The 23998-nt window shown below is 71.0% G+C and carries 25 protein-coding genes and 1 pseudogene; 7 read left to right on the plus strand and 19 right to left on the minus strand.

Going from position 1 to position 23998, the window contains the following annotated elements:
- Nucleotides 1-85: 85 nt before the first annotated feature.
- Both AB0924_RS33150 and AB0924_RS33155 read right to left on the minus strand, forming a co-directional pair.
- A complete protein-coding gene (locus tag AB0924_RS33150) occupies nucleotides 86-1159 on the minus strand; it encodes a methyltransferase (protein ID WP_366913446.1) in 1074 nt (357 codons plus the stop codon).
- A complete protein-coding gene (locus tag AB0924_RS33155) occupies nucleotides 1156-2433 on the minus strand; it encodes an acyltransferase (RefSeq protein WP_366913447.1) in 1278 nt (425 codons plus the stop codon). Before AB0924_RS33155 ends, AB0924_RS33150 begins: the two co-directional genes overlap by 4 nt.
- 237 nt (nucleotides 2434-2670) lie before the next feature.
- Here AB0924_RS33155 and AB0924_RS33160 point away from each other — a divergent pair, with 237 nt between their 5' ends.
- Nucleotides 2671-3456 carry an SDR family oxidoreductase gene (locus AB0924_RS33160; protein WP_358934530.1) on the plus strand — a complete coding sequence of 262 codons (786 nt, stop codon included), beginning with the start codon at nucleotides 2671-2673 and terminating at the stop codon, nucleotides 3454-3456.
- A gap of 5 nt (nucleotides 3457-3461) precedes the next feature.
- Entirely contained in the window at nucleotides 3462-3911 is a 450-nt protein-coding gene (locus AB0924_RS33165; protein ID WP_358934528.1) for a nitroreductase family deazaflavin-dependent oxidoreductase, read from the plus strand.
- Nucleotides 3912-4016: 105 nt separating this feature from the next.
- Here AB0924_RS33165 and AB0924_RS33170 read toward each other — a convergent pair whose 3' ends face one another.
- The 14 genes and pseudogenes from AB0924_RS33170 to AB0924_RS33235 form a co-directional block, all read right to left on the minus strand.
- Nucleotides 4017-5720, minus strand: a complete 1704-nt coding sequence (locus tag AB0924_RS33170; RefSeq protein ID WP_366913448.1) for a tryptophan 7-halogenase — start codon at nucleotides 5718-5720, stop codon at nucleotides 4017-4019.
- 190 nt (nucleotides 5721-5910) lie between these two features.
- A complete protein-coding gene (locus tag AB0924_RS33175) occupies nucleotides 5911-6453 on the minus strand; it encodes a cupin domain-containing protein (protein ID WP_358934524.1) in 543 nt (180 codons plus the stop codon).
- A 181-nt stretch (nucleotides 6454-6634) separates the two neighbouring features.
- On the minus strand, nucleotides 6635-7468 hold the full coding sequence (locus AB0924_RS33180) for an SDR family oxidoreductase (RefSeq protein WP_366913449.1): 834 nt from the start codon (nucleotides 7466-7468) through the stop codon (nucleotides 6635-6637).
- Nucleotides 7469-7577: 109 nt separating this feature from the next.
- Nucleotides 7578-8042, minus strand: a complete 465-nt coding sequence (locus AB0924_RS33185; protein WP_366913450.1) for an anthrone oxygenase family protein — start codon at nucleotides 8040-8042, stop codon at nucleotides 7578-7580.
- An 8-nt stretch (nucleotides 8043-8050) separates the two neighbouring features.
- Nucleotides 8051-9286, minus strand: a complete 1236-nt coding sequence (locus AB0924_RS33190) for an FAD-dependent monooxygenase (RefSeq protein WP_366913451.1) — start codon at nucleotides 9284-9286, stop codon at nucleotides 8051-8053.
- A 13-nt stretch (nucleotides 9287-9299) separates the two neighbouring features.
- Nucleotides 9300-9620: an antibiotic biosynthesis monooxygenase family protein gene (locus AB0924_RS33195; protein ID WP_366913453.1), complete on the minus strand. Its 321-nt coding sequence runs from the start codon at nucleotides 9618-9620 to the stop codon at nucleotides 9300-9302.
- The gene (locus tag AB0924_RS33200) at nucleotides 9617-9940 is read right to left on the minus strand and encodes an antibiotic biosynthesis monooxygenase family protein (RefSeq protein ID WP_358934513.1); all 324 of its coding nucleotides are present in this window, start codon (nucleotides 9938-9940) and stop codon (nucleotides 9617-9619) included. The genes AB0924_RS33195 and AB0924_RS33200 overlap by 4 nt, the downstream gene beginning before the upstream one ends.
- Before the next feature lie 21 nt (nucleotides 9941-9961).
- On the minus strand, nucleotides 9962-10708 hold the full coding sequence (locus AB0924_RS33205; protein ID WP_358934511.1) for an SDR family NAD(P)-dependent oxidoreductase: 747 nt from the start codon (nucleotides 10706-10708) through the stop codon (nucleotides 9962-9964).
- Nucleotides 10705-11202 (minus strand): SRPBCC family protein, encoded by a 498-nt coding sequence (locus AB0924_RS33210; protein WP_366913475.1) that lies wholly within the window; start codon nucleotides 11200-11202, stop codon nucleotides 10705-10707. The genes AB0924_RS33205 and AB0924_RS33210 overlap by 4 nt, the downstream gene beginning before the upstream one ends.
- 39 nt (nucleotides 11203-11241) lie before the next feature.
- Nucleotides 11242-11478 (minus strand): annotated as a pseudogene (locus tag AB0924_RS33215) (acyl carrier protein); the annotation flags it as partial.
- The gene (locus AB0924_RS33220; RefSeq protein WP_366913454.1) at nucleotides 11475-12725 is read right to left on the minus strand and encodes a ketosynthase chain-length factor; all 1251 of its coding nucleotides are present in this window, start codon (nucleotides 12723-12725) and stop codon (nucleotides 11475-11477) included. The pseudogene AB0924_RS33215 and the gene AB0924_RS33220, both read right to left, overlap by 4 nt.
- On the minus strand, nucleotides 12718-13995 hold the full coding sequence (locus AB0924_RS33225) for a beta-ketoacyl-[acyl-carrier-protein] synthase family protein (protein ID WP_358934507.1): 1278 nt from the start codon (nucleotides 13993-13995) through the stop codon (nucleotides 12718-12720). The genes AB0924_RS33220 and AB0924_RS33225 overlap by 8 nt, the downstream gene beginning before the upstream one ends.
- Nucleotides 13992-14396, minus strand: a complete 405-nt coding sequence (locus AB0924_RS33230) for a cupin domain-containing protein (RefSeq protein ID WP_358934505.1) — start codon at nucleotides 14394-14396, stop codon at nucleotides 13992-13994. Before AB0924_RS33230 ends, AB0924_RS33225 begins: the two co-directional genes overlap by 4 nt.
- Nucleotides 14397-14484: 88 nt before the next feature.
- On the minus strand, nucleotides 14485-14811 hold the full coding sequence (locus AB0924_RS33235) for a TcmI family type II polyketide cyclase (protein ID WP_366913455.1): 327 nt from the start codon (nucleotides 14809-14811) through the stop codon (nucleotides 14485-14487).
- 446 nt (nucleotides 14812-15257) lie between these two features.
- Here AB0924_RS33235 and AB0924_RS33240 point away from each other — a divergent pair, with 446 nt between their 5' ends.
- From AB0924_RS33240 to AB0924_RS33250, 3 genes are all read left to right on the plus strand, one after another.
- Entirely contained in the window at nucleotides 15258-15779 is a 522-nt protein-coding gene (locus AB0924_RS33240) for a flavin reductase family protein (protein WP_358934501.1), read from the plus strand.
- Nucleotides 15776-16618, plus strand: coding sequence for an AfsR/SARP family transcriptional regulator (locus tag AB0924_RS33245; protein ID WP_358934499.1), 843 nt, complete (start codon nucleotides 15776-15778; stop codon nucleotides 16616-16618). The genes AB0924_RS33240 and AB0924_RS33245 overlap by 4 nt, the downstream gene beginning before the upstream one ends.
- A gap of 74 nt (nucleotides 16619-16692) precedes the next feature.
- The gene (locus tag AB0924_RS33250) at nucleotides 16693-16917 is read left to right on the plus strand and encodes a DUF6059 family protein (protein WP_366913456.1); all 225 of its coding nucleotides are present in this window, start codon (nucleotides 16693-16695) and stop codon (nucleotides 16915-16917) included.
- Here AB0924_RS33250 and AB0924_RS33255 read toward each other — a convergent pair.
- Complete coding sequence (locus AB0924_RS33255) at nucleotides 16866-17354, minus strand: DUF1772 domain-containing protein (RefSeq protein WP_366913457.1); 489 nt, start codon at nucleotides 17352-17354, stop codon at nucleotides 16866-16868. The two genes, AB0924_RS33250 and AB0924_RS33255, sit on opposite strands and share 52 nt — an antisense overlap.
- A gap of 95 nt (nucleotides 17355-17449) precedes the next feature.
- On the opposite strand from AB0924_RS33255, the gene AB0924_RS33260 reads away from it, so the two are divergent.
- The gene (locus AB0924_RS33260) at nucleotides 17450-18955 is read left to right on the plus strand and encodes an MFS transporter (protein WP_366913458.1); all 1506 of its coding nucleotides are present in this window, start codon (nucleotides 17450-17452) and stop codon (nucleotides 18953-18955) included.
- A gap of 70 nt (nucleotides 18956-19025) precedes the next feature.
- Here AB0924_RS33260 and AB0924_RS33265 read toward each other — a convergent pair whose 3' ends face one another.
- Nucleotides 19026-20555 carry a UDP-N-acetylglucosamine 1-carboxyvinyltransferase gene (locus AB0924_RS33265; RefSeq protein ID WP_250401081.1) on the minus strand — a complete coding sequence of 510 codons (1530 nt, stop codon included), beginning with the start codon at nucleotides 20553-20555 and terminating at the stop codon, nucleotides 19026-19028.
- 64 nt (nucleotides 20556-20619) lie between these two features.
- Nucleotides 20620-20817 carry a DUF4236 domain-containing protein gene (locus tag AB0924_RS33270; RefSeq protein ID WP_358934491.1) on the minus strand — a complete coding sequence of 66 codons (198 nt, stop codon included), beginning with the start codon at nucleotides 20815-20817 and terminating at the stop codon, nucleotides 20620-20622.
- Nucleotides 20818-21180: 363 nt separating this feature from the next.
- On the opposite strand from AB0924_RS33270, the gene AB0924_RS33275 reads away from it, so the two are divergent.
- Nucleotides 21181-23976, plus strand: a complete 2796-nt coding sequence (locus tag AB0924_RS33275) for an aconitate hydratase (RefSeq protein WP_358934489.1) — start codon at nucleotides 21181-21183, stop codon at nucleotides 23974-23976.
- The last annotated feature ends 22 nt before the right edge of the window (nucleotides 23977-23998 follow it).

Consider the following 23998-nt stretch of genomic DNA (forward strand, 5'->3'; position numbering starts at 1 on the left):
GTGCGAGCCGTCGGGAGGACGTGCCGAACATCCGCTGCCGGGCCGATCGCCGGTCCGGCAGCGGATGTTCGGTTCGTCGTTTCCGTCAGATCTTGCGCCCGACCACCGCCGTCGTCAGGGCGGGCAGCCGGACCGTTCGCTCGACCGCGAAACCCGCGTCCGTCATCCACACGCCGCACTCGGCCGGCGTGAAACCGCCGGCCTGAGCGGACTGCAGCATCATGATGAGGCTGAGCATCAGGCTGTCCGGGTCGCGCCGCTCGTCGTCCAGCATGGTGTCGTACACGATCACCCAGCCCCCGTCGTGGACGGCGTCGTACGCCTTGCGCAGCAGGGTCGTACGCTGCTCCATCGGCCAGTCGTGCAGCACGCTGCCGAGGATGACGACGTCCGCGCGCGGCAGTTCGGCCTGGAAGAAGTCGGCCCCGACGAAGCGCAGTCGCTCCCCGACGCCACGCTCGGACACGAGCCGGTCGAAGTGCTCGGCCATGGACGGCCGGTCCAGCACGTTGCCGGTCAGACCGGGATGGGCGGCCGCGAGGTGCGCCGCCAGGTTGCCCCGGGCACCGCCGACATCGCTGAACGACGCCACCCGCGACCAGTCGAAGACCTCCGCCAGTTCCGCCCCGACGGCTCCGCTGAAGCTGTCCATGGCGGACAGGAACTGACGCAGCCGCTCCGGGTCGTGGAAGATCTTCGTGAACGGGACCTCGCCGCCGGCGCCCTGGCCGCGGGCGGTGCCGCCGCGCAGCAGTCCGGTGAAGGACTCCTGGTCACTGCCCATGAGTTCGGTGGTCATCCGCAGGAAGCCGCCCACGAACCCGTCGCGGTCCGGCAGCAGGTGCCGCAGCGTGCCGGGGCTGTTGCGGTAGCGGCCGTCCTGCCGCACCAGGAGACCGACGGCGGCCAGCGCGTCGAGGAAGACCTGGCCGGCGCGCGGGTGCAGCCCCGTCCGGCCGGCCAGCTCGGCTTCCTCCAGCGAGCCTTCGCCCAGGATCGAGAAGACCCGCAGCTCCATCGCCGCGGTCAGGAGCTTGCTCCGGAAGAAGGACCATCCGACGAACATCACGTCGAACGGGTCCTCCAGCGGCGGCTGCTCCCCGGTCCGCCGGGACCGCCGCAGGGCGGCCCCGTCCGTTTCGAATTCTGTCGACGTCATGCCTGCCGAACCTCGTTCTTCGCTCCGTCACCGCTTTCGGCGCGTGGTTTCCCCGAGGCCGCCGACGGAAGGCCGGAGGCCGGAATTCGCGGATCCCGCCGTCCGATCCGCAGACGCAGCCGGCGCTCCACGGGGCGCTCGTAGAACTGGTACAGAAGTGCGGCGATCGCGACGCTGATGACAAGCGCGAGCGCCGCGTATCCGGCATTCGACCAGCTCGCCGCGGCAGGACGCATGTAGAACTCCATGACGCTCTTCCTGTCGAACACCACGGAGGCGATCTCGAAAAGCACGGTGAAGTGCAGAAGGTAGAACGCGTACGACCATTCGCCGAGCGCCACCATCGGCTTCGTCTTCAGCCACGATCCGCCGCCGGCCATGTCCCGCTGGGCCACGGTGACCACCAGCAGCGCGAACAGTGGAGCGGTGAACTGGGGCAGGGCGTCGTAGATGGTGAACAGGCGCCAGGTCTCGAAACGCAGTACCCACAGGGCGAGGAAGCCGCCGGCGAGCAGGGCGGTGGCCGAGGCCACGCTCAGCGGCAGGCGCCAGCCCTTGCGCAGGGCGGCCGCCGCGACCACGCCGAGGAGGAACTCCCAGACCCGGGCGATCGGCGAGTAGATGCCGAAGATCAGGCCGTCCACGCCCGTGAACGCCGGAGGGATCTGCGGCGGATAGGCGTCCCACAGCCACAGCTTGATGCCCCAGCCCACCAGCACCAGGCCCACGGCCGCCCCGCCGAGCCAGCGCACCGACCGGCGCACCGCGAACCTCACGACGAACGGGAAGAGGGCGTAGAAGAACGCCTCGCAGGCGAGGGACCAGGTCACCGGGTTCGTGCTGCCCAGGATGTGGCCGGGCACCCACGCCTGGTACAGCAGCACCGCGGAGAGCGCCATGAGCTCCAGGTCGTGGCCCTGGCCCGGCGCCGCGTCGGGCAGCTGCAGGAAGAGCGGCACCAGCACGCCCACCAGCAGCATCGGCCAGACGCGGGCGAACCGGCGGCCGTAGAACGGCACTGCCCGGTCGCCCGCCGTGTACGTCCAGGTGAGGACGAAGCCGGACAGCACGAAGAAGAACGTCACGCCGGAGGAGCCAAGAATCAGCACCGGCCTGGCATCGGGCAGCGGCAGCAGGGTGGCGACGTGGTTGAGGAAGACGGCGAGGGCCGCGATCCAGCGCAGGCCGGTGAGGGAGGGCAGCCGGTCGGTCGTACCGCCGGACGCGAGAGCCGTCGGGGACTGTGAATTCCGCGTTTGCGCGGAGGGATTCATGGAGACGACACCAGCCATTTCGACGAGGACGGGGACGTGGCGCGGGCGGCGGACTCTCGAAGCCGGCCAATCGTGCGGAAGTATTTCACCACCGGTCGATGAACCCTTGCTTAAGGCCGAATAAACCCGCCCCGCGGACCTGTTTCAAGTCCGCCATTCACTGGCTCGTCACGCGTTTCGGCGGCTAATGTGTCGAGGCGTATCCAGTCGTATTTCCGAAGAGATTCGAGGAATGTCATGCGGCGATTTCCGTACGCCTCGGCGATGGTGACCGGGGCGTCGAGCGGAATCGGTGAGGGGTTCGCCAGACTCCTCGCCCAGAAGGGGGTCGATCTCGTCCTCGTGGCGAGGCGGGGACATCTGCTCGAGCGGCTCGCGAGCGACCTGGAGTCCGCGCACGGCGTCACCGTGGAGGTGCTCCGGCTCGACCTCACCGACGAGAAGCAGCTGGCGGTCGCCGAGGAACGGCTCACCGATCCCGAGCGGCCGGTGGAGCTCCTGGTCAACAACGCCGGCTCCAGCGGCTCCGGTTACTTCGCGGAGCTGCCCGCCGAACGCGAGCTGCACACGGCGGTGCTCAACGCGGTCGTCCCCCTGCGCCTGTCCCGTGCCTGCCTGCCGGGCATGATCGCCCGCGGCGCCGGCGGCATCGTGAACGTCTCCTCGCTCGTCGCCGTCCTGCCCAAGCCGCGCTCCGCGACGTACGCCGCCTCCAAGGCCTTCCTGTCGTCGCTGGGCGAGAGCCTGGCCATGGAGGTCGCCCGCCACGGCGTCCACGTCACCACCGTGCACACGGGCCTGACCCGCTCCGGGTTCCACGAGGCCGCAGGAGTGCCGACCGAGGCGCTGCCCAGCATGAAGTGGCTGACGGCCGACCAGGTGGCCGCGGCCGGCCTGGAGGCGGTGGCCGAGGGGCGGACGTCCACCGTGCCGGGGCTGGCCTACCGGATCAGGCTTCCCCTCATGCGGGCGATGCCGAGGTCCGTGGTGCGGGCCATCACACGACGCGTCCACGAGAGGTGACCCGCATGGCCGCGCAGCGCTCCCTCCCGCCCCGGCACAGGGCCCGCAACAAGGTCGTCATCCTCTTCCACCGGCTGGGGCTCCCGTTCGGCCCCATGCACCTGCTCACGGTGCCCGGCCGCCGCAGCGGCCTGCCCCGGACCAGTCCCGTGGCCCCGGTGGTCGTCGACGGCACCCGCTACATCGCGCAGGCGTACCCGCGGTCCGACTGGGTCAGGAACGCCCGGGCCGCCGGACACGGGGTGCTGACCCGGGGCCGGCACTCGCAGGAGGTGGACCTCGTCGAGCTGCCGGAGGAGGAGCGGGGCCGCGTCCTGCGGGAGTTCCCCGGCCAAGTGCCGCGGGGCGTCGCCGCGTTCGTACGCAACGGGCTGGTCGAGTCCGGCTCCCCGGAGCACTTCGCGGCGGCCGCGGCGCGCTGCCCCGTCTTCCGCGTCGTCCCCCGCACGCCCTGAGGCGCGGCCCGCGGCGCGCCCGCGGGCCGCGCACAGCGGTGAGCGGGCGGCTCCCACGAATCCGTGGGGTCCGCCCGCTCACCGCTGTGTCCGCGTTCTTCCGGGTCAGTGCGGCAGCGCCTTCTCGGTGTCCGGCTCGGCCGGCATCGGCGCACCGTGACCGTCGACCCCGGTGATGAGGTAGCGCAGCTCGTCGGGACCCTCGTGGCGCAGCCACTTCGCCATCCGCCGCAGATCGTCGGGCATCGGGAAGACGAACCGGCACTCGGGGTCGCGCAGCCCCAGGTGGTCCAGCACCACCGGCGCCTCGACCACCGTCTTCAGCAGCTCGGCGCCCGCGTCGGCGGCCGTCCGCTCGCCCCGGTCCACCGCCCGGCAGACGCGCACCATGTCGTCGAACAGCGCCTTGTAGCCGTGGGATCCGGGGACGGGCAGTCCCGGGTGGTCCGCCTTCTCCATCGCGCGCAGCACACTGTCGTCACCGGATTCCGTGAAGCGTTCGGTGAAGCGGTCGAAGCGCAGGTTGATCGGAACCTCGGCGGCGCACCAGACGCGGTAGACGGCGTTCCACAGCGAGTGGTCCTGGAAGGAGACGAAGGAGCAGTTGACCAGTTCGTCGTTGTACCGGATCAGCCCCTGCTGGAGCTCGTCGACGTAAGCGAAGCGCTCCTCGTCGAAGTCGTCCTCGGCAAGCGCGTCCAGCAGCCGCCACGCGAGCGAGTTGACCACCTCGCCGGTGTTGGTGAGGCCGCGCGAGTACAGCGGGTCGATGAACCCGGCCGCGTGCGACATCAGGCACCAGCGGTGACCCACGGACTTCGTCGAGGAGTACTGGATCCGGTCGGCCGACACCCAGGGCCGTACGGTGCGCGCGTCCGCGAACAGCCGCTCCACCGCGGGGAAGCGCGAGGCGAACTCGCGGAACTCCTGCTCCGGGGAGATGTCGTTGTTCTTCGGGTACATCCGCTCGTCGAGCGTCAGCCCGACGCTGACCAGCGGATTCCTCGATCCCGAGGTGTTGTTGAACGGGATCGACCAGAACCAGCCGCGATCGAAGAGGTGGTGCATGGTGCCTTCGACCCACGGGATCGGCGGCGCGTCCTCGGGACCCACGCGCAGGCATTCGTCGGTCGGCCGTACGCCCAGCATGTGGGTGAACATGGAACGGGAGTGGTGCTGGAGCGCCTCCGGCGGCCGGCGCAGCCCTAGCTTGCCGGCGATCGGTGAGCGGAAACCGCTGGCGTCCACCAGGTAACGGCCCTCGTGCCGCTCGCCGTTCCGGCCGGTCACCGCGACGTGGTCCGCCGCCAGCTCGACGTCCTCGACACGGAACGCCTGCCGGACGTCGCAGCCGTAGCGGATGGCGGTGTGGAAGAGGTACGCGTCGGTGTCCTGACGGAACAGGTGACCGGTCTGCAGGGCCTTGGACGGCGGGCTGAACTGCAGGAACTCGGCGGGATCCGGTTCCTTGCCCTCCTCGTGCCGGATGAACCCGAAGTGCCGCTTGGTACCCGACGTCGGCGCGATGTCGTCGCGGATGCCGTCGGTGGAGGTCAGCGACTCCAGCTCGGGAACGCCGTAGCGGCGGGCGAGCAGCCGGAAGACCTTCAGGGTGTAGAGCGTCGTCGACTCCCCCACGGCGAACCGGGGATGGGTGCCGCCGTCGAGGAGGAGGACGGAGACGCCCTGCTTGGCCAGGATGGCCCCCAGGGTCGACCCGGCGATACCGGAACCCAGAATGATCACGTCGTGCGGGGCCGGCGCGGCGAGCCGCAGACCGGCGCGGTCGCCGGAGGGTTGTCCGGGCATGTGTCCTCCTGGTCGGACTGGTCGGACTGGAAGCGGTTGGGCGGCGCCGGAAGTGCGCCGGAGGGGAACGGGGCCGGCCGGGGCGGCGCGGAACGGCGCGCTGCCCCGGCCGGGGGTGTGCGGCCCGCGGCGGCGGACGCGCGGGACGTCCGGCGCCGGAAGGCGGCGGCGCGGCCCGGGGGCCGGGCGGTCAGCCGCGGGACGGCGCGCCGGCCGGTGCGCCGGGGCGGCCGTGCAGCCCGGCAGGCGGACCGCCGAGGTCGCCGCGTGCGCCCGGCTTCGGCATGAACCCGCGCATCTCGTTGTCGTTGGCGAGCTGCTGCATCTTCTCCCAGTCCGGCATGCCGCCGCCCGAGACGAGCTCGGACAGGCCGATGAAGAAGTTCTCCACACCACCGGGTGTCGCGATGACGAGGAGCTGGCCCGGCTCGTCACCGACGTTGAGGAAACGGTGCGGCACCCCGCGCGGGCCGTAGATCACGGTGCCCTCGCCGATCGTCTCGGTGACCCCGCCGACCTCGAACTCGTAGGTGCCCTTGTTGACGAAGAACGCCTCGTCGGCGCTCTCGTGGACGTGCAGCGGCGGGCCGCTGCCCGGCTGAGTGGTGATCTGGTAGAAGCTGTACAGCCCGCCGGTGTCCTCCTTGCGCAGCAGGAACCGGCCCTCCTCACCGAACCAGCAGACGGGTTCGACGTCGTCGCGGCTGACGACCTTCCGTTCGGTCTTCGACAAGGTTCATTCCTCTCGCTGGGGTCGTCCGAAGCGGACGGCAACCGTGGTGACAGGCAATCAGCGGCCGCAAAGGCGCTGATAAAGACGGGGAAAATCCGAAGGCGGCGGATGGCGAAGTGGCTGCGCCACGAGGGTCCCGACGAGCTGCGCTACCTCACGGCGGGCGCCGGCCCGGTCCCGGTCAGGCGAGCGCCGTGCCGCCGTCCGCGACGAGGCAGCTGCCCGTCAGGTACGCGGCGCGCTCCGAGGCGAGGAACGCGATGACCTCGGCGATGTCCTCCGGAGTGCCGTTGCGCCGCAGCGCGGCGCGCTCGGCGGCGGCCCGGCGCTGCTCCTCGGGGATGAAGCGGGCGAGTTCGGTGAGAATGAGGTTCGGCTCCACCGCGTTGACCCGCACCCCGTGCGGCCCCGCCTCCAGGGCCAGGGTGCGCACGGCGGCCTCGACACCGGCCTTGGCCACGGTCAGCGGCAGGAACCGCGGCGCCGGCCGGCGGGCGAGCGCCGCCCCGACCGCCACCACCGAGCCGCCGCCCCGGGCGGTCATCTCCGGGAGCACCGCGCGCACGCACAGGAACAGCGCCTTGAGCTGCTGGTTCACCACGTGCTCGAGGTCCTCCCAGGCCAGGTCGGCGGCCGGGGCGATGCGCGCCTCGTGGGCGCCCAGGCCCGCGGCGTTGAGCACCAGGACGTCGACCGGGCCCAGTTCGGCCCCGACGGACCCGACCAGAGCCGACACCCCGTCGGGGTCGGTGACGTCGCCCTGCACGGCCACCGCCTCCCCGCCGCGCTGCCGGATCGCGGCCACGACCTCCTCGGCCCGGTCCGCGCTCTTGTGGTAGTTGACCGCGACCCGGGCGCCGCGGGCCGCCAGGATGCGCGCGGTGGCCGCGCCGATGCCGCGGGCGGCGCCCGTGACCAGGGCGACCCGGCCCTGGAACTCGGGGGGTTCGGGCGTCCGCCCGGCGGCCTCGGGCTCGGACGCGTGCGGTTCGGGCTCCATGTGTGCCGGGTTCACCGGATCAGCTCCTCACATCGGGAACGGGTACTCGTCGTCCGGAGGACGGAGTACGGAAACGAAGCGCGGGCGGGAGACGGGCGGGGCCGGCAGGACCCGCGGGGCCCGCTCAGGCCCACACCAGCCAGCAGCCGCCGAGCGTGACGCAGAACGCGAGGGCGGCGAAGAGGGTCCGCAGCCGGTTGGCGCGCGCCCAGCGGGCGCGCAGCGTGTCCCAGTCGTCGGGGATCACCCCGGCCGCGGCCCAGTCGTCGATCCGCCGGTTCATCCGGACGTTGCGCAGCTCCGACACCAGGGCGACGCCGGCCACCGCGGCCAGTGCCGCCGCGAAGACGGTCTTCGCGGCGGCACCGGGGGCCAGTACGGCGAGGCCCAGACCCGCTGCCAGGCCCACCTTGTTGACGGTCGGCATCAGCGGGTCGAACCCGGGATCCAGCAGCCGGTGCACGTCGGACCACGTCTGCCGCGGCAGCCGCAGCAACATGGGCACGACGGCGCGCTCCACCGCGATCAGGGCACCCGCCAGGACCCCCGTGCACAGGACGAGGACGACGGCCAGGAACTCGACCAGCACGGGCCGGCTCACCCCGCCCCGTGGCCGAGCGGCTCGGCCGTCCGCAGCGGAGCCCGCTCCAGCCGGTCGTCCAGCATCAGCGAGTAGCTCTGGGCACGTGCGACCGAGTCGAAGAACGCGTACATCATCACGTCGCGCAGCCGGCACAGCGGACCGGAGTGCACCAGCCCCAGCGTGCCGATCCGCCACGAGGTCGTCACCATGTCCGCGGCCCGCGGACGGCGCGCCGCCTCGAAGGCACCCAGCGTCGCGGGCACGGCGTCCGGCTCGCAGCGCCCCAGCATGTCGGCGAGCACCACGCCGCTCTCGATGGCCTGTCCGGCGCCCTGGCTGAGGTTGAGGGTCATCGGGTGGGCGGCGTCACCGACGAGCACGACCCGGCCCTTGCTCCAGCCGCCGGCCGGCGGCCGGTCGTGGATGGGCACCGGCAGGATCGCCTCCTCGTCCGTCGAGGAGATGATCGTGCCGATCGGGTCCGGCCAGTCGCGGTAGGCGGCCGACAGCGCCGCCCCCCGCGTGAGACGCAGGGTGTCGATACCGGCCGACGCCCTGTCACTGGTGATGGCGTCCCAGTAGACCTCGTTCTCGTTGAGCCGGCAGTACAGGAAGCGCAGCCCGCCCTTGCCCCACAGGTTGAAGAACGTGCCGGTGGGCACCAGCGACTCCCCGGGCAGCCGGGTGATGGCCTGCCAGGCCGTGTAGCCGGCGTACCGTGGCGGCCGCTCGAACCCGCCCCGCATCGCGGCCCGCACGGTGGAGCGCAGGCCGTCCGCCCCGACCAGCACGTCGCCCCGGGCCGTGGATCCGTCCTCGAAGTGCGCGACGACTCCGTCGGCGTCCTCGGTACAGCCGGTCAGCCGGCGGCCGAGGTGGATCCGGTGCTCACCGACCGCCTCGGTGAGCACCGTGTGCAGAACGGACCGCCGCAGCGCGCAGGCCGGCGCGCCGGCCTGCTCCGTCGGACCGTCCAGCGGCCATCGCGCGAGGCGCCGCCCGGAGTCGGAACGGAACTCGTGGAAGCGCATGCGCACCGCGTCCGCGGCGACGGCCTCGTCGAGTCCGATCCGCCGCAGCGCCAGGAAGGCGTTGTGCCAGAGCATGAACCCACCGCCCGTCAGCAGCCGGCCGGGGCTCGCACGCGCCTCGAAGACCTCGCACGCGATGCCCTGCCGCAGCAGGCCCGCCGCCGTGGTGAGTCCGCCGATACCGGCCCCGATCACCAGGGCCTTGCGGATGGTCGCCATGGAAGTGACCCGCTCAGGCCTGGGTCGGCACGCCGTCGAGGCGGGCGCGCAGATCGAAGATGCGCCGCTCGATGTCGCCGCCGCTCCAGTACGGGTACATCGGGGCCGCCATCTCGCGGTGGGAAGGGGCGTCCTCCCAGGCGCGGAACGCCTGCTCGCTCTCCCACTCGGCGAGCAGGATGTAGCGGCCGGGCTGCTCGGCGTCGTGCAGCAGCTCGTCGCGCAGGTGGCCCGGGGTGCCCTGGACCACGGCGGTGACCTGCCGGTAGGCCTCCTCGAAGGCCTCCCGGTCCTTCTCCTGGACCCGGGCGGAAACCATGATGCGTACGGTCACGACGGACCACCTTTCATCGATGCGGCGCCCGGCACGTGCTCGACGACGTCGAGCACGTGCTTGCGGGCGGATTCACGGAACGGCTCCAGACGGGCGCTGAGCCGCTCCCTCTCGGGGCCGTTCTGGAAGGCCTCGAGGGCTGCCCGGTCGGCCCAGTCGGCCATCACCAGGTGCGTCCTGGGGTCGCGCGGGTCCCGGAGCAGTGACTGGGCCACGGAGCCCGGCAGTCGCGCGGCGGCCCGCGCGGTCTCCAGCCAGGCCGCTCGGAACGCGTCCTCGCAGCCCTCCCGGACCGTCATCTCCAACACGGTGCGGAGCACGGCGTTCGGTCTCCTCGTCAGTCAGATGCCACCGTCGACGTCGAGCGTGGCGCCGGTGACGTAGCGGGCGGCGTCCGAGGCGAGGAACAGCACCGCGTCGGCGATCTCCGCCGGCCGGCCGAGCCTGCGCAGCGAGATCCGCTGTTCGTAGGCGGCCCGGCCCTCGGCGGTGACGGCCTTCATCTGGTCCGTCTCGACCAGTCCGGAGGCGATGCAGTTGACCCGGACGCCACGCGGGCCCAGCTCCTTGGCCAGCGCCCGGGTGAGGCCCATCACGCCGGCCTTGGACGCCACGTAGTGGGCGGCGGCCGGCATGCCGTGGTGGGCCACCGCGGAGCTGATGTTGACGATCGAGGCGGCCTTGGTGAGGTGCGGCAGTGCCCCGCGGATCACGTGGTACATGCCGGACAGGTTGGTGTCGAGGACGCGGTGCCACTCGTCGGGAGACAGGTCCGTGAGCGGGAGGTGGCTGATGACACCCGCGTTGTTCACGACGACGTCGATCGGCCCGTACTGTTCGCGCGCCCCGGCCGACAGCCGGGCGGCCTGCCCGTGATCGGCTATGTCGCAGCGCACGAGGGTGCCGTCGGCGCCCAGTTGCGCCAGCTCCGCGCGCAGCGTCCCGACCTGCTCGCTCTCGTTGACGTAGCAGGCCGTCACCGCGGCGCCCTGTTCCGCCAGGGCGAGCACGGTGGCCCGCCCGATGCCCCGGGCGCCGCCGGTGACGAGGGCGTGCCGGCCCTTGAGACCGAAGTCCAGGCCGCTCATCGGGCCACCACCGCACCCGCGCCGGCGCGCGCGGCCGCCTCCACGCGCTGCTTGATGAGCGCCAGCTGGATCTTCGAGTTCCTGTTGATGCGCTCCGTCATGGCCGCGTCGTCCACCGGGGCGTCCGGCTTCATGCGGAACTCCTGCTCCCAGCGCATCTCCACACCGGCGCCGGTCTCCACGTACGTCCAGTTGATGTTCATGAAGGCGAACGGGCCGGTCTCGACCCGGTGCGCCCTGACCGTCCGGCCGGCGCGGTCCATGACGCGCTCGGAGACCCAGCTCCAGACCTTGCCGTCGGCCTCAGGGTGGAGGGCGAGACGGAAGCGCACCGTGTCGCCGTGCCGCTCCAGGATCTCGGCCGAGGCGTACTCGCTGAACAGGTTCGGCCAGTTCGCCACGTCGTTGGTCATCTCCCAGACCAGGTCGAACGGCGCGTCGATGACGATGCTGTTCCCGGTGCGCGCGGCCGCCGGCCGGAGCTGCTCGTTGATCAGGGCACAGACCTCCGGGAGGCGGGTGAGGCCCTCGGCGTCCAGGCGGATGTCGTAGCGGTTCTCCACCTCGGTGAGGACGTTGATCAGGCCCAGCGAGTCGATGCCCAGGTCGACGACGCTCGTCGTCGGGTCGTCCGTCCGGAGCGTGTCCCGGGAGACGCCGGTGCACTGCTCGACGATGGTCAGGAAGAAGTCGTACTCAAGGGGCGCCGCGGTCATGGGCGGGGTCCTTTCGCTGTCGCATGGATCTGGGTTCGTCTGATGCGTCGTCATGGTGTGAGGGCCCGGACGACGAGCGCGGAGTTGAAGCCGCCGTGGCCGCGGGCGATGACCACGGCCGTGCGCAGCCGCGCGGGCCGCGGCCGCGTCACGAGGTCGAGGCCGTAGGAGGCGTCCGCCACCACACCCGGCCCGGTCGGAGGGACGACCTGCTCGCGCAGGGCGAGCAGGGCGGTCACGACGTCGAGTGGCGCGCCGCCCGCGTACAGCCGCCCGTAGCGCGCCTTGGGCGCCGTGACCGGCACCGCGCACGGCCCGAAGACCTCGGCCAGGCAGTCCGCCTCGGCCCGGTCGAGTTCGGGCGTGCCGGCCGCGTCCGCGAAGACGACGTCGACCTCGTCCGGCCGCACCCGGGCGTCGGCCAGGGCGAGCAGGACGGCCCGGCGCAGCGCGTCGCCGGTCCCGGCCCGCGGTGTGCCGGGAGCGGGGTCGAAGGTGGCCCCGTGACCGGCGATCTCTCCGTACGGCGTCTCGACGCCGCGCTCGCGCGCGCTCTCCTCGTCCTCCAGCACGAGGATCGCTCCGCCCTCACCGGGCACGTGGCCCCGGGCGGTCGCGTCGAACGGCAGGTAGGCACGCTCCGGGTCCGCGCTGTCGCTCAGCCGCCCGGAGGTGATCTGGCAGGTCAGCGCGTAGGGGCTCAGCGGCGCCTCGGTGCCGCCGGTCAGGACGGCCCTGGCATCGCCCCGCCGCAGCGCGTGGCGGGCCTGCGCGATCGCGTCCAGGCCGCCGGCCTGCTCGGCCACGGCGACACCGCACGGTCCCTTCATGCCGTGCCGGATGGACAGCTGGCCGGTGGTGGCCGCGTAGAACCAGGCGATCGACTGGTACGGGCCGACGTGCCGCGGCCCCTTCGACCACAGGGCCGCGATCTCGCGCTGGCCGAAGGCGTTCCCCCCGGAAGAGGACGCCGTGATGACTCCGAGGTCGTACGGGGAGAACTCCTCCGGCCGCACGCCGGCGTCCGCCAGCGCCTCGTCCGCCGCCAGCAGCGCGAACTGGCTCCAGCGGTCGGTCTGCACCGCCAGCCGGGGATCGACGCCGGGCAGGGTGCCGTCCCCGAAGACCTCGCCGACGGTACGCACGGGAAAGCCGTCCGCCTCGAAGTGCGTCACCGGACCGAGACCGCCGCGGCCTTCCAGTACGGCCTCGCGGAACTCCTTGACGCCGACCCCGTTCGGTGCCACCGCCGAGATCCCGGTGACCACCGCACGGCGCGTGGCCGTCACGGTGTCAGACATGGCGGCCCGCCTTCCCCGGCGCGGTCAGCACCATCGCCGTCTGGAACCCGCCGAAGCCGCTGCCCACGCTGAGCACGGTGTCGGTCCGCTGCTCACGCGCCGTCAACGGGACGTAGTCCAGGCCGAGTTCCGGATCGGCGACATGGAGGTTGGCGGTGGGCGGGATGGTGTCCTGCTCGATGGCGAGGGCGCAGGCGGCGACCTCCAGGGCACCGATCGCACCGAGGGAGTGACCCACCATCGACTTGATCGAACTCATCGGGACCCGGTACGCGTGCTCGCCGAGCGAGACCTTCACCGCGGCCGTCTCGTGCTTGTCGTTCTGGCGGGTGCCCGAACCATGGGCGTTGACGTAGTCCACGGCATCGGCCGGCACCCGTGCGCGGTCCAGCGCCACCCGTACCGCCTCGGCCAGCTCCTTGCCGTCGGGGCGCAGCCCGGTCATGTGGAACGCGTTGCTGCGCTGCGCGTATCCCGCCACCTCGCAGTACACGCGCGCCCCACGGCGCCGCGCCGACTCCTCGTCCTCCAGCACCAGTACGGCCGCGCCCTCGCCGAGCACGAAGCCGTCCCGGTCCCGGTCGAAGGGCCGCGAGGCGTGAGCGGGGTCCGCGTTGTTCGGCGAGGTCGCCCTGATCGCGTCGAAACAGGCGACGGTGATCGGCGAGATGGGCGCCTCGGTGGCGCCGGCCAGGACGACGTCCGCCGACCCGTCCTCGATGAACTGGGCGCCCTGGGCCACGGAGTCGAGCCCCGAGGTGCAGCCCGTCGACACCACCCGGACCGGCCCCTGGGCGCCGGCCGTCCACGCCACCTCGGCGGCGAGCGTGCCCGGAACCAGCGCCCCGTACAGGTGCGGGTACGGGTTCGAGGCGTCCACGACCCAGTTGTCGCCGCGGTCGCTGACCTTGACGTACTGCTGCTCCAGCGTGCTGGTGGCACCCACCGCGCTGCCGATCGAGACGCCGATGCGGTGCGGCGGCACCCGTTCGGTCACCGCGCCGCTGTCCGTCAGCGCCTCCCGCGCGGCGACCACGGCGAACTGCGCGGCCCGGTCCATGCGTTCGACCTCCTCGGGGGCGAGCCCCGCGGCGGTGCCGTCGAAGTCGCACTCCGCCGCGATCCTCGAGCGGTAGGCCGAGGCGTCGAAGTGGGAGATGGCGCGGGTGGCGGTACGGCCGTCGGTCAGCAGCTGCCAGAAGGCCTTGGTGCCGGTGTCGCCCGGAGCCACGACCCCGATCCCGGTGATGACGGCCCTGCGCCGGGTCACGCCGGCTCCTGGCCCGGCAGGGGCTCGGTGTCGACGTGCCCCAGCTCGGGACGGGGCGCCAGCGGGCCCAGTTGGAAGACCATGAAGGCCGGCTCCGTGCCGTGGTTCTCCAGCCGGTGACGGACGTTGATCTGCAGATGCAGCGCCTCACCCGAGGCGAGCGGGACGGGCTTCCCGTCGATCCTCGCCAGCAGGTTCCCGCTGACCAGGTACAGGAACTCCTCGGAGTACGGGTGGTAGTGCTCGGTGACGACCTCGCCCGGCTGGAGAGTGAGCACCCCCATGAAGCCCGCGGTGGCCTGTGCGGTGGCCGGGCTGAGCAGCGTGCGCAGGTCACCGCCCCGGCGCCGGTTGGACTCGACGTCCTTCGCCGCGATCTTGGTCATTCCTTCGCTGGCCACGCCAGCCTCCTCTCGCTGTCCCGCACCGGCGGTGCGGGCCCCCCAACCGGTGACGCGTCGTCGCCGGGCCGTGCGGGCGCGGGTTGCCTCAGCCCTCCGCGCGCCAGGTGTAGAACTCCTGGGCCATGGCGTCCTGAGGGCCGCGCCACGTCTCCGGGGCGTAAGCCGCGATGTAGGGGCTCAGCCGCTCGCTGACAGAGGCGAAGAGCTCGTGCCCCTTCATTTCGGAGATCGGTCCGCGCACGTCCTTGTCGGACGCCATGTAATGCATGTAGAGATCGTGGAAGCGAAACAGCCTGCGTTCCTTCACGCCGATCAGATGGGGAAGTTCGCCGGCGTCGGATTCGGCGAAGATGCGCTTCACGTCAGATTCGGCGGACGGCTTCATGCGAGCCACGATGAGAGTGCTGCGCATTCGGATTCCTTCCGTTCCGGGTCCGGTCGCTGGGTGACCGGCCAAAACAGATTCACTCGGTGCGATAAAGCGCGGATGAGGGCGGGGAAAAACGGCCGGGGAAAGAGCGGCGACCGCGGGGGTGCCGCGCGGTGACCCTGGCCGCGGCCGGAGCCGGCGGCCCGCCGCGTGCCCGTCCCCCGGCTCTCCCAGATTGCCCAGTCGGTGGTGTCGTCCTGGCTCGAATCGTCCTCCCGACCAGGCCTTGAGCAGGGGTTATGTGATCAGTACCGTGCTCAGGTAGGGGCTGCCCGGCCGAAAGTACGTCCCGCCTCGTCCTTTGGGACGTAGGCGGTGCCGACCGGTCTCGTTAGGGTCGGGTGTCAGCGCGGCCCGTTCCCGGCGCACGCTTGGTGCCGGTGAGAGAGGCGAGCGCTGTATTTCTAGGGGGAAACACGTTGGACAGCATGACCGTTTCCGTGACTGGAGATAGGGGCGCAGCGCCCGTGGAGACACGGGTGCTGCGCGAGATCTGCGGCCGCTATCCGACCGGAGTCGCCGTGGTGACGTGCCGGGGAGCCGGTGGAGAGAACCCGGTCGGGGTCACTGTGAATTCCTTCACTTCGGTCTCCCTCGACCCGGCCCTGGTGCTGTTCTGCATGCACAGGGATTCGCGGGCGCTCGCCGCGGTCGAGAAAGCCGGCGCTTTCGCCGTCAACATCCTGGCAGCCGACCAGGCGGCCCTGTGCCGGGCCTTCGCACGCCGCGACACCGCGGATTTCGGCGGCCTGCCGCACGACGCCGGCGTGACCGGCTCCCCGGTTCTGGGGGACGCGCTGGCCTTCCTCGACTGCCGGCTGCACACCACCTTCCCGGGCGGGGACCACACCATCGTCGTCGGTGAGGTCGTCGACCTGGGCCTGCTGCGCGAGGAGCAGCCGCTGACCTACTTCCGCAGCGGCCACCCGCGCCTGGAGGTGCAGGGATGACCGTCACCATGGAGGAGCAGCCGACGCACGGGCTGCAGGACATCACCCCGCGCGGGGTCGCGCTGCGCCTGCTGGGCCCACTCGAGATCGTCGTGGGGGCGTCGGAAGTCCCGCTGCCCCAGCGTAAGTTGCGCCAGCTCCTGGCCGCCCTGCTCGTGCGGCCCAACGCGACGGTGTCCAACGAGGCCCTCATCCGCGAGCTGTGGGGCGACACGCCGCCGACCACCGCGCTCGCCGCCCTCCGCGTGTACGTCTCGCAGCTCCGCAAGTTCCTGATCCGATACGAGCTCGACGGCCGCTGGTGCACCCTGCGCACCCGGGCACCCGGTTACCAGCTCCAGGTCAACGAGGGCATCCTGGACACCGTGTGCTTCGACCGGCTCTGCGCGATGGCCGCGGAGTCCGCGGCGGCGGGCCACCATGAACTGGCCTCGAAGCAGTACCGGGAAGCGCTGGACCTCCGCCGGGGGCCCACGCTGGAGGGCCTGCGGGAGAGCTCGGCCCTCTCGGGCACCGCGCTGCAGTACGACGAGGCCTGGATGAGCGCGCTCAAGCGGCGCATCGACCTGGACCTGGAGCTGGGCCGGCACCTCGAACTCATCGGTGAACTCAGCAGGCTGGTGGCGGAGAACCCGCTCAGCGAGGGGTTCTGCGCCCGGCTCATGACGGTGCTGCACCGCAGCGGCCGCAGCGGCGACGCTCTCGCCTCCTACCGTCGCACCCGGGCGCACCTCATCGAGGAACTCGGCATCGAACCGGGGCTGGAACTGCGCATGGCCCACCAGACCGTGCTCGCCGACGACGAGGCGTTCCACACGTTGCTGCGCGCGTCCGCCTGAGGGACGGACGACGGCCGGTCATGAGGAAATCCGGGCTTTATCCGTGCTTTTTCATGACCGGCCACGATGTTCACATGCGCTTGTTCCTGAGGTCCCTGTGGCGCTTTTGCGCGGACGGTTTCACCGCCTACGGCCAGAGCCACTTCTTCATCCCCGGCCCGGACCCCGGCCGGCCGGCGGCATCCGGGCACCCCGAAAGCATGCTCCGGCACCAGCCCCTGACGGAGACGGAGCTGGCTCTCGACCGTCAGCTCGAAGGGCTGTCGGAAGGGGTCTCACGCGGCCCGGAACCACTCTGAGCGATGACCAGCAGCACGAAGGCGGCCAGCGCCGTGACGGTGCGGGTCCGGTTGAACAGGTCCCAGCGGTGCAGGATCTCGGCGTAGTCGGCCGGTGGCGAGGTGACCGCCCATGTCTTGATCCGCGCGTTGATCGGTACGTTGCCGAAGCGCGTGACCAGGAACGAGGTCGCGGTCAACGCCGTCGCCCCGGCCGCGAGCCCGCGCTCGCGGCCCCTCGTCTGCAGGGCCAGGGCCAGTGAGCCGAGAGCGGCGGTGCCCATCGCCGTCAGCATCACCGGAGAGTTCATCTTCATGAGTTCGGCGTGGAACGACAGCCGCATGTCCAGCGGCACGCTCCAGAAGGTCGGTCCCAGATTGACCGCGCCGTAGCCGAACGCGCCGGCGAGCAGTCCGGTGGCGGTGACCGCAATGGCCTTCGTTACGCGAACACGCATTTGTCTTCCCTCAGTTGAGCAATCAGGCTCTTGCTGCACACATCGCCGCGGGGACGAGGAGTCCACGGTAGCGGGGGCCACGACCTGGAGGTCCCATGTCATCCGCAGTACAGACCGGCGCGAGCCCCGGCACAAAGGCCGCGGGGTTCAGCCGCCGTCCGGTACTCGCCCTGCTGGTCATCGCCGCGGCGGAACTGATGGTGGTGCTCGACGCCACCATCGTGAACATCGCCCTGCCGAGCATCCAGAACGGGCTGGACATGTCCGACAGCGGCCTGGCCTGGGTGGTCAACGCGTACGCGGTCACCTTCGGCGGGCTGATGCTCCTCGGCGGCCGGGCCGGCGACCTCTTCGGCCGCCGCCGCGTGTTCCGGATCGGCATCGTGACCTTCGTGCTGGCCTCCGTGCTCGGCGGCCTGGCCCCCAACGCGGCGCTGCTCATCTCCGCCCGGGTGCTCCAGGGCCTCGGCGCGGCCGTCGCGGCACCCACGGCGCTCGCACTGATCGCGACGAACTTCCCCGAGGGCAAGCCGCGCAACCGGGCCATGGGCACGTACGCCGCGATGGCCGGCGTCGGGTCGGTCCTGGGCCTGATCCTCGGCGGACTCCTCACCGAGTACCTCGACTGGCGCTGGGTGCTGCTGGTGAACATCCCCATCGGAATCGGCGTGCTGGCCGGGACGACGGTGCTCGAAGAGGCCGACCGCGACAACGGCCGGCTCGACGCCCTGGGCGCGGCGGTCGGCACGGCCGGTCTGCTCTGCCTGATCTACGGGGTCACCCGCGGCGGACAGACCCACTGGACCGGCCTGGTCACATCGGTCTACATCGCGGTCGCCACGGTGCTGCTGGTGGTGTTCATGGAGCGGCAGGCGCGCATCGCACACCCCATGCTGCCCCTGCACATCCTCAAGGACCGCGACCGGGCCGGCACGTACGCGACGCTGTTCCTCACCGGGTTCGGCATGTTCTCGACCTTCTACTTCCTGACCTTCTACATGCAGCACGTGCTGGACTACGGAGCGGTCAGGACCGGCCTGGCGTACCTGCCGTTCAGCGTCGGCATCGGCATGACGGCCCCGATCGCCTCGAAGCTGGTGGTCAGGCTGCCGCCCCGGCTGGTGGCCGCTCCCGGCCTGGCCGTCGCCGCGGCCGGGATGCTGTGGCTGAGCCGGCTGACCCCGCACTCCTCCTACACGAGCACCCTGCTGCCCGCCATGTTCGTCACCGCCGCCGGACTCGGCTGCTCCTTCGTGCCGTTGACGCTCGGCGCGGTGAGCGGCGTCGACGAGTCCGACTCGGGCAGCGCGTCGGGCCTCCTCAACACCGCCCAGCAGATCGGGGGCGCGCTCGGCATCGCCGGCCTCGCCATGCTGGCGGCCACCGTCGCCGACACCCGCCTGCCGCGGGCCGGCCTGGTCTACCTGGACGCCGTGGACCGGGGTGACACGGCCCTCGTGGCGCGCGCCCAGGACGCCATGACGTACGGCTACACGCGCGCCCTGGCCGGCGGTGCCGGGGTGTTCCTCACCGGCGCGCTGATCATGGCCTTCGTCGTCACCTCCGGGAAGCGCGAGAAGCCCTCGAACCCCATGGGGTGACGCCACCGCACCCCTCCTGGCCGGCGTTGGCGCGGGCCGGAGGGGTGCGGTGATGTCTCTCCGAGGATCCTCAGATGTCCCGGAAGATCTCGATCTGCGCCCCGATCGAGTTCAGCCGCTCCGCCAGGTCCTCGTAACCCCGGTTGATGACGTACACGTTGCGCAGGACCGAGGTGCCCTCGGCCGCCATCATCGCCAGCAGGACCACGACCGCGGGGCGCAGGGCCGGCGGGCACATCATCTCGGCGGCGCGCCAGCGGGTCGGGCCCTCGACCAGGACGCGGTGCGGGTCGAGCAACTGCAGGCGGCCGCCGAGGCGGTTGAGGTCGGTCAGGTAGATCGCGCGGTTGTCGTAGACCCAGTCGTGGATCAGGGTCTGGCCGGAGGCCACCGCCGCGATGGCAGCGAAGAAGGGGACGTTGTCGATGTTCAGGCCCGGGAAGGGCATGGGGTGGATCTTGTCGATCGGGGCTTCGAGCTTGGAGGGGCGGACGGTGAGGTCGACCAGGCGGGTGCGGCCGTTGTCCGCGAAGTACTCGGGGGACCGGTCGTGGTCGAGGCCCATCTCCTCCAGGACCGCCAGCTCGATCTCCAGGAACTCGATCGGCACCCGGCGTACCGTCAGCTCCGATTCGGTCACCACGGCGGCGGCCAGCAGGCTCATCGCCTCGACCGGGTCCTCGGAAGGGGAGTAGTCGACGTCGGCGTCGATGTTCGGCACACCGTGCACGGTCAGGGTCGTGGTGCCGATGCCCTCGACCCTGACCCCCAGCGCCTCCAGGAAGAAGCACAGGTCCTGGACCATGTAGTTGGAGGAGGCGTTGCGGATGACCGTCACGCCGTCGTGCCGGGCGGCGGCGAGCAGGGCGTTCTCGGTCACCGTGTCGCCGCGCTCGGTCAGGACGATCGGGCGGTCGGGGCTGACGGTGCGGTCCACCTGGGCGTGGTACTGGCCCTCGGTGGCCGCGACGTCCAGGCCGAACCGGCGCAGCGCGATCATGTGCGGTTCGATGGTCCGCGTGCCGAGGTCGCAGCCGCCGGCGTACGGCAGCTTGAAGCTGTCCATGCGGTGCAGCAGCGGGCCGAGGAACATGATGATGGAGCGGGTGCGGACGGCCGCCTCGGCGTCGATCGCCGCCATCTCCAGCTCGGCCGGCGGGACGAGTTCCAGGTCGACGCCGTCGTTGATCCAGCGGGTGCGCACGCCGATGGAGTTGAGCACCTCCAGCAGGCGGTACACCTCCTCGATCCGGGCCACCCGGCGCAGCACCGTGCGCCCCTTGTTGAGCAGTGAGGCGCACAGCAGCGCCACGCAGGCGTTCTTGCTGGTCTTGACGTCGATGGCACCGGACAGCCGGCGGCCGCCGACCACCCGCAGATGCATCGGACCCGCGTAGCCCAGCGACACGATCTCGCTGTCCAGGGCTTCACCGATCCGGGCGATCATCTCAAGGCTGATGTTCTGGTTCCCGCGCTCGATGCGATTGACGGCGCTCTGGCTGGTGCCGAGCGCCTCCGCGAGCTGTGCCTGTGTCCAGCCCCGGTGTTGCCGGGCGTCACGGATGAGCTTGCCGATGCGTACGAGGTAGTCGTCTGCCATGAGGCCGAGGTTATCTCAGATATGAGATGGCGCCTCTTGGGGGGTCCATTCGGGTGATGCCCCGTCAATGGTCCCTGCTCGTACGGGTGCGGCGCCATCCGAAAGGTCCGGGCAAATCCACTGATGTCGTACGTCGTCCGGTGCTGCTGTGGGTGTGTCGCGGGCCGTTCTTTCCGCCGGTGGTGATGGACCAGGAGTGCCGGTTGATGTTCAGCCGTACCCCGGGCAGGATCCGGAAGCTCTTGCGGAAAGTGAGCGGCATGGGTGCCTCCTTCGATGGTTTAGGGCCGGGTGGTGCTCAACCCGGATACCCCGTAACCGCGGAGAGATGGCGGGGTTGTCGCGGACGGCCGCGAGGCCGTGTCCGGTGTGCGCCGTTCCGCCCCGCGCGACGGGCTCCGCTGTGGCGGACGCCACCGGAAAACGGCGGGGCCGGACCCGGCCGGGCATGACCAGCCGGGCCCCATGTACTAGAGTTATCTCGACATCGAGATATCTGCCGAGGCGCACCGTAGCCGCCATTTCAGTAAGGCTTGCCTAACTTAGCCTGACCTTACTGAATCGGCCAAGCCGACGTGGCGGCACGATTGACGGTGGTACGCGCACATCAATGAAGGAGACTGTCGTGTCGGCGAACAGCTTCGACGCCCGCAGCACGCTGCAGGTGGGCGACGAGTCGTACGAGATCTTCCGGCTGGACAAGGTGGAGGGCTCCGCTCGCCTGCCGTACAGCCTCAAGGTCCTGCTGGAGAACCTGCTCCGCACGGAGGACGGCGCGAACATCACCGCCGACCACATCCGTGCCGTCGGCGGCTGGGACTCCCAGGCCCAGCCGTCCCAGGAGATCCAGTTCACGCCGGCTCGCGTGATCATGCAGGACTTCACCGGCGTCCCCTGCGTCGTGGACCTCGCCACCATGCGTGAGGCCGTGAAGGAGCTGGGCGGCGACCCGGCGAAGATCAACCCGCTGGCGCCGGCCGAGCTGGTCATCGACCACTCCGTCATCGCCGACAAGTTCGGCACGAACGACGCCTTCAAGCAGAACGTCGAGCTGGAGTACGGCCGCAACAAGGAGCGCTACCAGTTCCTGCGCTGGGGCCAGACCGCCTTCGACGAGTTCAAGGTCGTCCCGCCGGGCACCGGCATCGTCCACCAGGTGAACATCGAGCACCTCGCCCGCACCGTGATGGTCCGGGGCGGCCAGGCGTACCCCGACACCCTGGTCGGCACCGACTCGCACACCACCATGGTCAATGGCCTCGGCGTCCTCGGCTGGGGCGTCGGCGGCATCGAGGCCGAGGCCGCCATGCTCGGCCAGCCGGTCTCCATGCTCATCCCGCGCGTCGTCGGCTTCAAGCTCACCGGTGAGCTGCAGGCCGGCACCACCGCCACCGACCTCGTGCTCACCATCACCGAGATGCTGCGCAAGCACGGTGTGGTCGGCAAGTTCGTCGAGTTCTACGGCGAGGGCGTGTCCGCCACGAGCCTCGCCAACCGCGCCACCATCGGCAACATGTCGCCGGAGTTCGGCTCCACCGCCGCGATCTTCCCGATCGACGACGAGACCCTGAACTACCTGCGCCTGACCGGCCGGTCCGACCAGCAGGTCGCGCTCGTCGAGGCGTACGCCAAGGAGCAGGGCCTCTGGCTGGACCCGAAGGCCGAGCCGGACTTCTCCGAGAAGCTCGAGCTGGACCTGTCCACCGTCGTGCCGTCCATCGCCGGCCCGAAGCGCCCGCAGGACCGCATCGTCCTGGCCGAGGCCGCCCAGCAGTTCGCCAAGGACATCCTGAACTACGTCGAGGCCCCCGTCGCCCAGACGCCGGCCGCCGCCGCCTCGGTGGTCGACGAGGCGAGCGCCGAGTCCTTCCCGGCCTCCGACGCCCCCGCCTACGGCCACGAGGAGAACGGCGCCGGCGCCCCGCGGCACGGCCAGGGCACCGGTTCCGTCCCGTCGAACCCGGTCCAGGTGACCGCCCCCGACGGCACCACCTACGAGCTGGACCACGGTGCGGTGACGGTCGCGGCCATCACCTCCTGCACCAACACCTCCAACCCGTACGTCATGGTCGCCGCCGCCCTGGTGGCCAAGAAGGCGGTCGAGAAGGGCCTGACCCGCAAGCCGTGGGTCAAGACCACCCTCGCCCCGGGCTCCAAGGTCGTCACCGACTACTTCGAGAAGGCGGGCCTGACCCCGTACCTCGACAAGGTCGGCTTCAACCTGGTCGGCTACGGCTGCACCACCTGCATCGGCAACTCCGGCCCGCTGCCGGAGGAGGTCTCCAAGGCCGTCAACGACCACGACCTCGCCGTCACCTCGGTCCTCTCCGGCAACCGGAACTTCGAGGGCCGCATCAACCCCGACGTCAAGATGAACTACCTGGCGTCCCCGCCGCTGGTCGTCGCGTACGCCCTCGCCGGTTCCATGAAGGTGGACATCACCCGTGAGGCGCTGGGCACCGACACCGACGGCAACCCGGTCTTCCTGAAGGACATCTGGCCCTCCGAGGCCGAGGTCAACGACGTCGTCGCCAACGCCATCGGCGAGGACATGTTCTCCAAGTCCTACAGCGACGTCTTCGCAGGCGACGCCCAGTGGCAGTCCCTCCCGGTCCCGACCGGCAACACCTTCGAGTGGGACGCCGAGTCCACCTACGTCCGCAAGCCCCCGTACTTCGAGGGCATGGGCATGGAGCCGGCCCCGGTCGAGGACATCGCCGGCGCCCGCGTGCTCGCCAAGCTGGGCGACTCGGTCACCACCGACCACATCTCCCCGGCCGGTGCCATCAAGGCCGACACCCCGGCCGGCCAGTACCTCACCGAGCACGGTGTGGAGCGTCGTGACTTCAACTCCTACGGCTCCCGCCGAGGCAACCACGAGGTCATGATCCGCGGCACGTTCGCCAACATCCGCCTGCGCAACCAGATCGCGCCGGGCACCGAGGGCGGCTACACCCGCGACTTCACCCAGGCGGACGCGCCGGTGTCGTTCATCTACGACGCCTCCCGCAACTACATCGAGCAGGGCATCCCGCTGGTCGTCCTGGCCGGCAAGGAGTACGGCTCCGGCTCGTCCCGCGACTGGGCCGCCAAGGGCACCGCGCTGCTCGGCGTCAAGGCCGTCATCGCCGAGTCCTACGAGCGCATCCACCGCTCGAACCTGATCGGCATGGGCGTCCTGCCGCTGCAGTTCCCCGAGGGCCGGTCCGCCGAGTCCCTCGGCCTGACCGGCGAGGAGACCTTCTCCTTCACCGGTGTCGAGGAGCTCAACAACGGCACCACCCCGCGCACCGTCAAGGTCACCACCGACACCGGTGTCGAGTTCGACGCGGTCGTCCGCATCGACACCCCCGGTGAGGCCGACTACTACCGCAACGGCGGCATCATGCAGTACGTGCTGCGCAGCCTGATCCGCAAGTAAGCGGCACGGCACAGTGCGGACG

Source organism: Streptomyces sp. NPDC047869 (assembly GCF_040704065.1).
Classification (GTDB): Bacteria; Actinomycetota; Actinomycetes; order Streptomycetales; family Streptomycetaceae; genus Streptomyces.

Excerpts from the sequence above, each read along its gene's own strand:
- AB0924_RS33150 (WP_366913446.1), bottom strand. The coding sequence starts at position 1,159 with ATGACGTCGACAGAATTCGAAACGGACGGGGCCGCCCTGCGGCGGTCC.
- AB0924_RS33155 (WP_366913447.1), bottom strand. The coding sequence starts at position 2,433 with ATGAATCCCTCCGCGCAAACGCGGAATTCACAGTCCCCGACGGCTCTC.
- AB0924_RS33160 (WP_358934530.1), top strand. The coding sequence starts at position 2,671 with ATGCGGCGATTTCCGTACGCCTCGGCGATGGTGACCGGGGCGTCGAGC.
- AB0924_RS33165 (WP_358934528.1), top strand. The coding sequence starts at position 3,462 with ATGGCCGCGCAGCGCTCCCTCCCGCCCCGGCACAGGGCCCGCAACAAG.
- AB0924_RS33170 (WP_366913448.1), bottom strand. The coding sequence starts at position 5,720 with ATGCCCGGACAACCCTCCGGCGACCGCGCCGGTCTGCGGCTCGCCGCG.
- AB0924_RS33190 (WP_366913451.1), bottom strand. The coding sequence starts at position 9,286 with ATGGCGACCATCCGCAAGGCCCTGGTGATCGGGGCCGGTATCGGCGGA.
- AB0924_RS33205 (WP_358934511.1), bottom strand. The coding sequence starts at position 10,708 with ATGAGCGGCCTGGACTTCGGTCTCAAGGGCCGGCACGCCCTCGTCACC.
- AB0924_RS33220 (WP_366913454.1), bottom strand. The coding sequence starts at position 12,725 with ATGTCTGACACCGTGACGGCCACGCGCCGTGCGGTGGTCACCGGGATC.
- AB0924_RS33235 (WP_366913455.1), bottom strand. The coding sequence starts at position 14,811 with ATGCGCAGCACTCTCATCGTGGCTCGCATGAAGCCGTCCGCCGAATCT.
- AB0924_RS33240 (WP_358934501.1), top strand. The coding sequence starts at position 15,258 with ATGACCGTTTCCGTGACTGGAGATAGGGGCGCAGCGCCCGTGGAGACA.
- AB0924_RS33245 (WP_358934499.1), top strand. The coding sequence starts at position 15,776 with ATGACCGTCACCATGGAGGAGCAGCCGACGCACGGGCTGCAGGACATC.
- AB0924_RS33250 (WP_366913456.1), top strand. The coding sequence starts at position 16,693 with ATGCGCTTGTTCCTGAGGTCCCTGTGGCGCTTTTGCGCGGACGGTTTC.
- AB0924_RS33255 (WP_366913457.1), bottom strand. The coding sequence starts at position 17,354 with ATGCGTGTTCGCGTAACGAAGGCCATTGCGGTCACCGCCACCGGACTG.
- AB0924_RS33260 (WP_366913458.1), top strand. The coding sequence starts at position 17,450 with ATGTCATCCGCAGTACAGACCGGCGCGAGCCCCGGCACAAAGGCCGCG.
- AB0924_RS33265 (WP_250401081.1), bottom strand. The coding sequence starts at position 20,555 with ATGGCAGACGACTACCTCGTACGCATCGGCAAGCTCATCCGTGACGCC.
- AB0924_RS33270 (WP_358934491.1), bottom strand. The coding sequence starts at position 20,817 with ATGCCGCTCACTTTCCGCAAGAGCTTCCGGATCCTGCCCGGGGTACGG.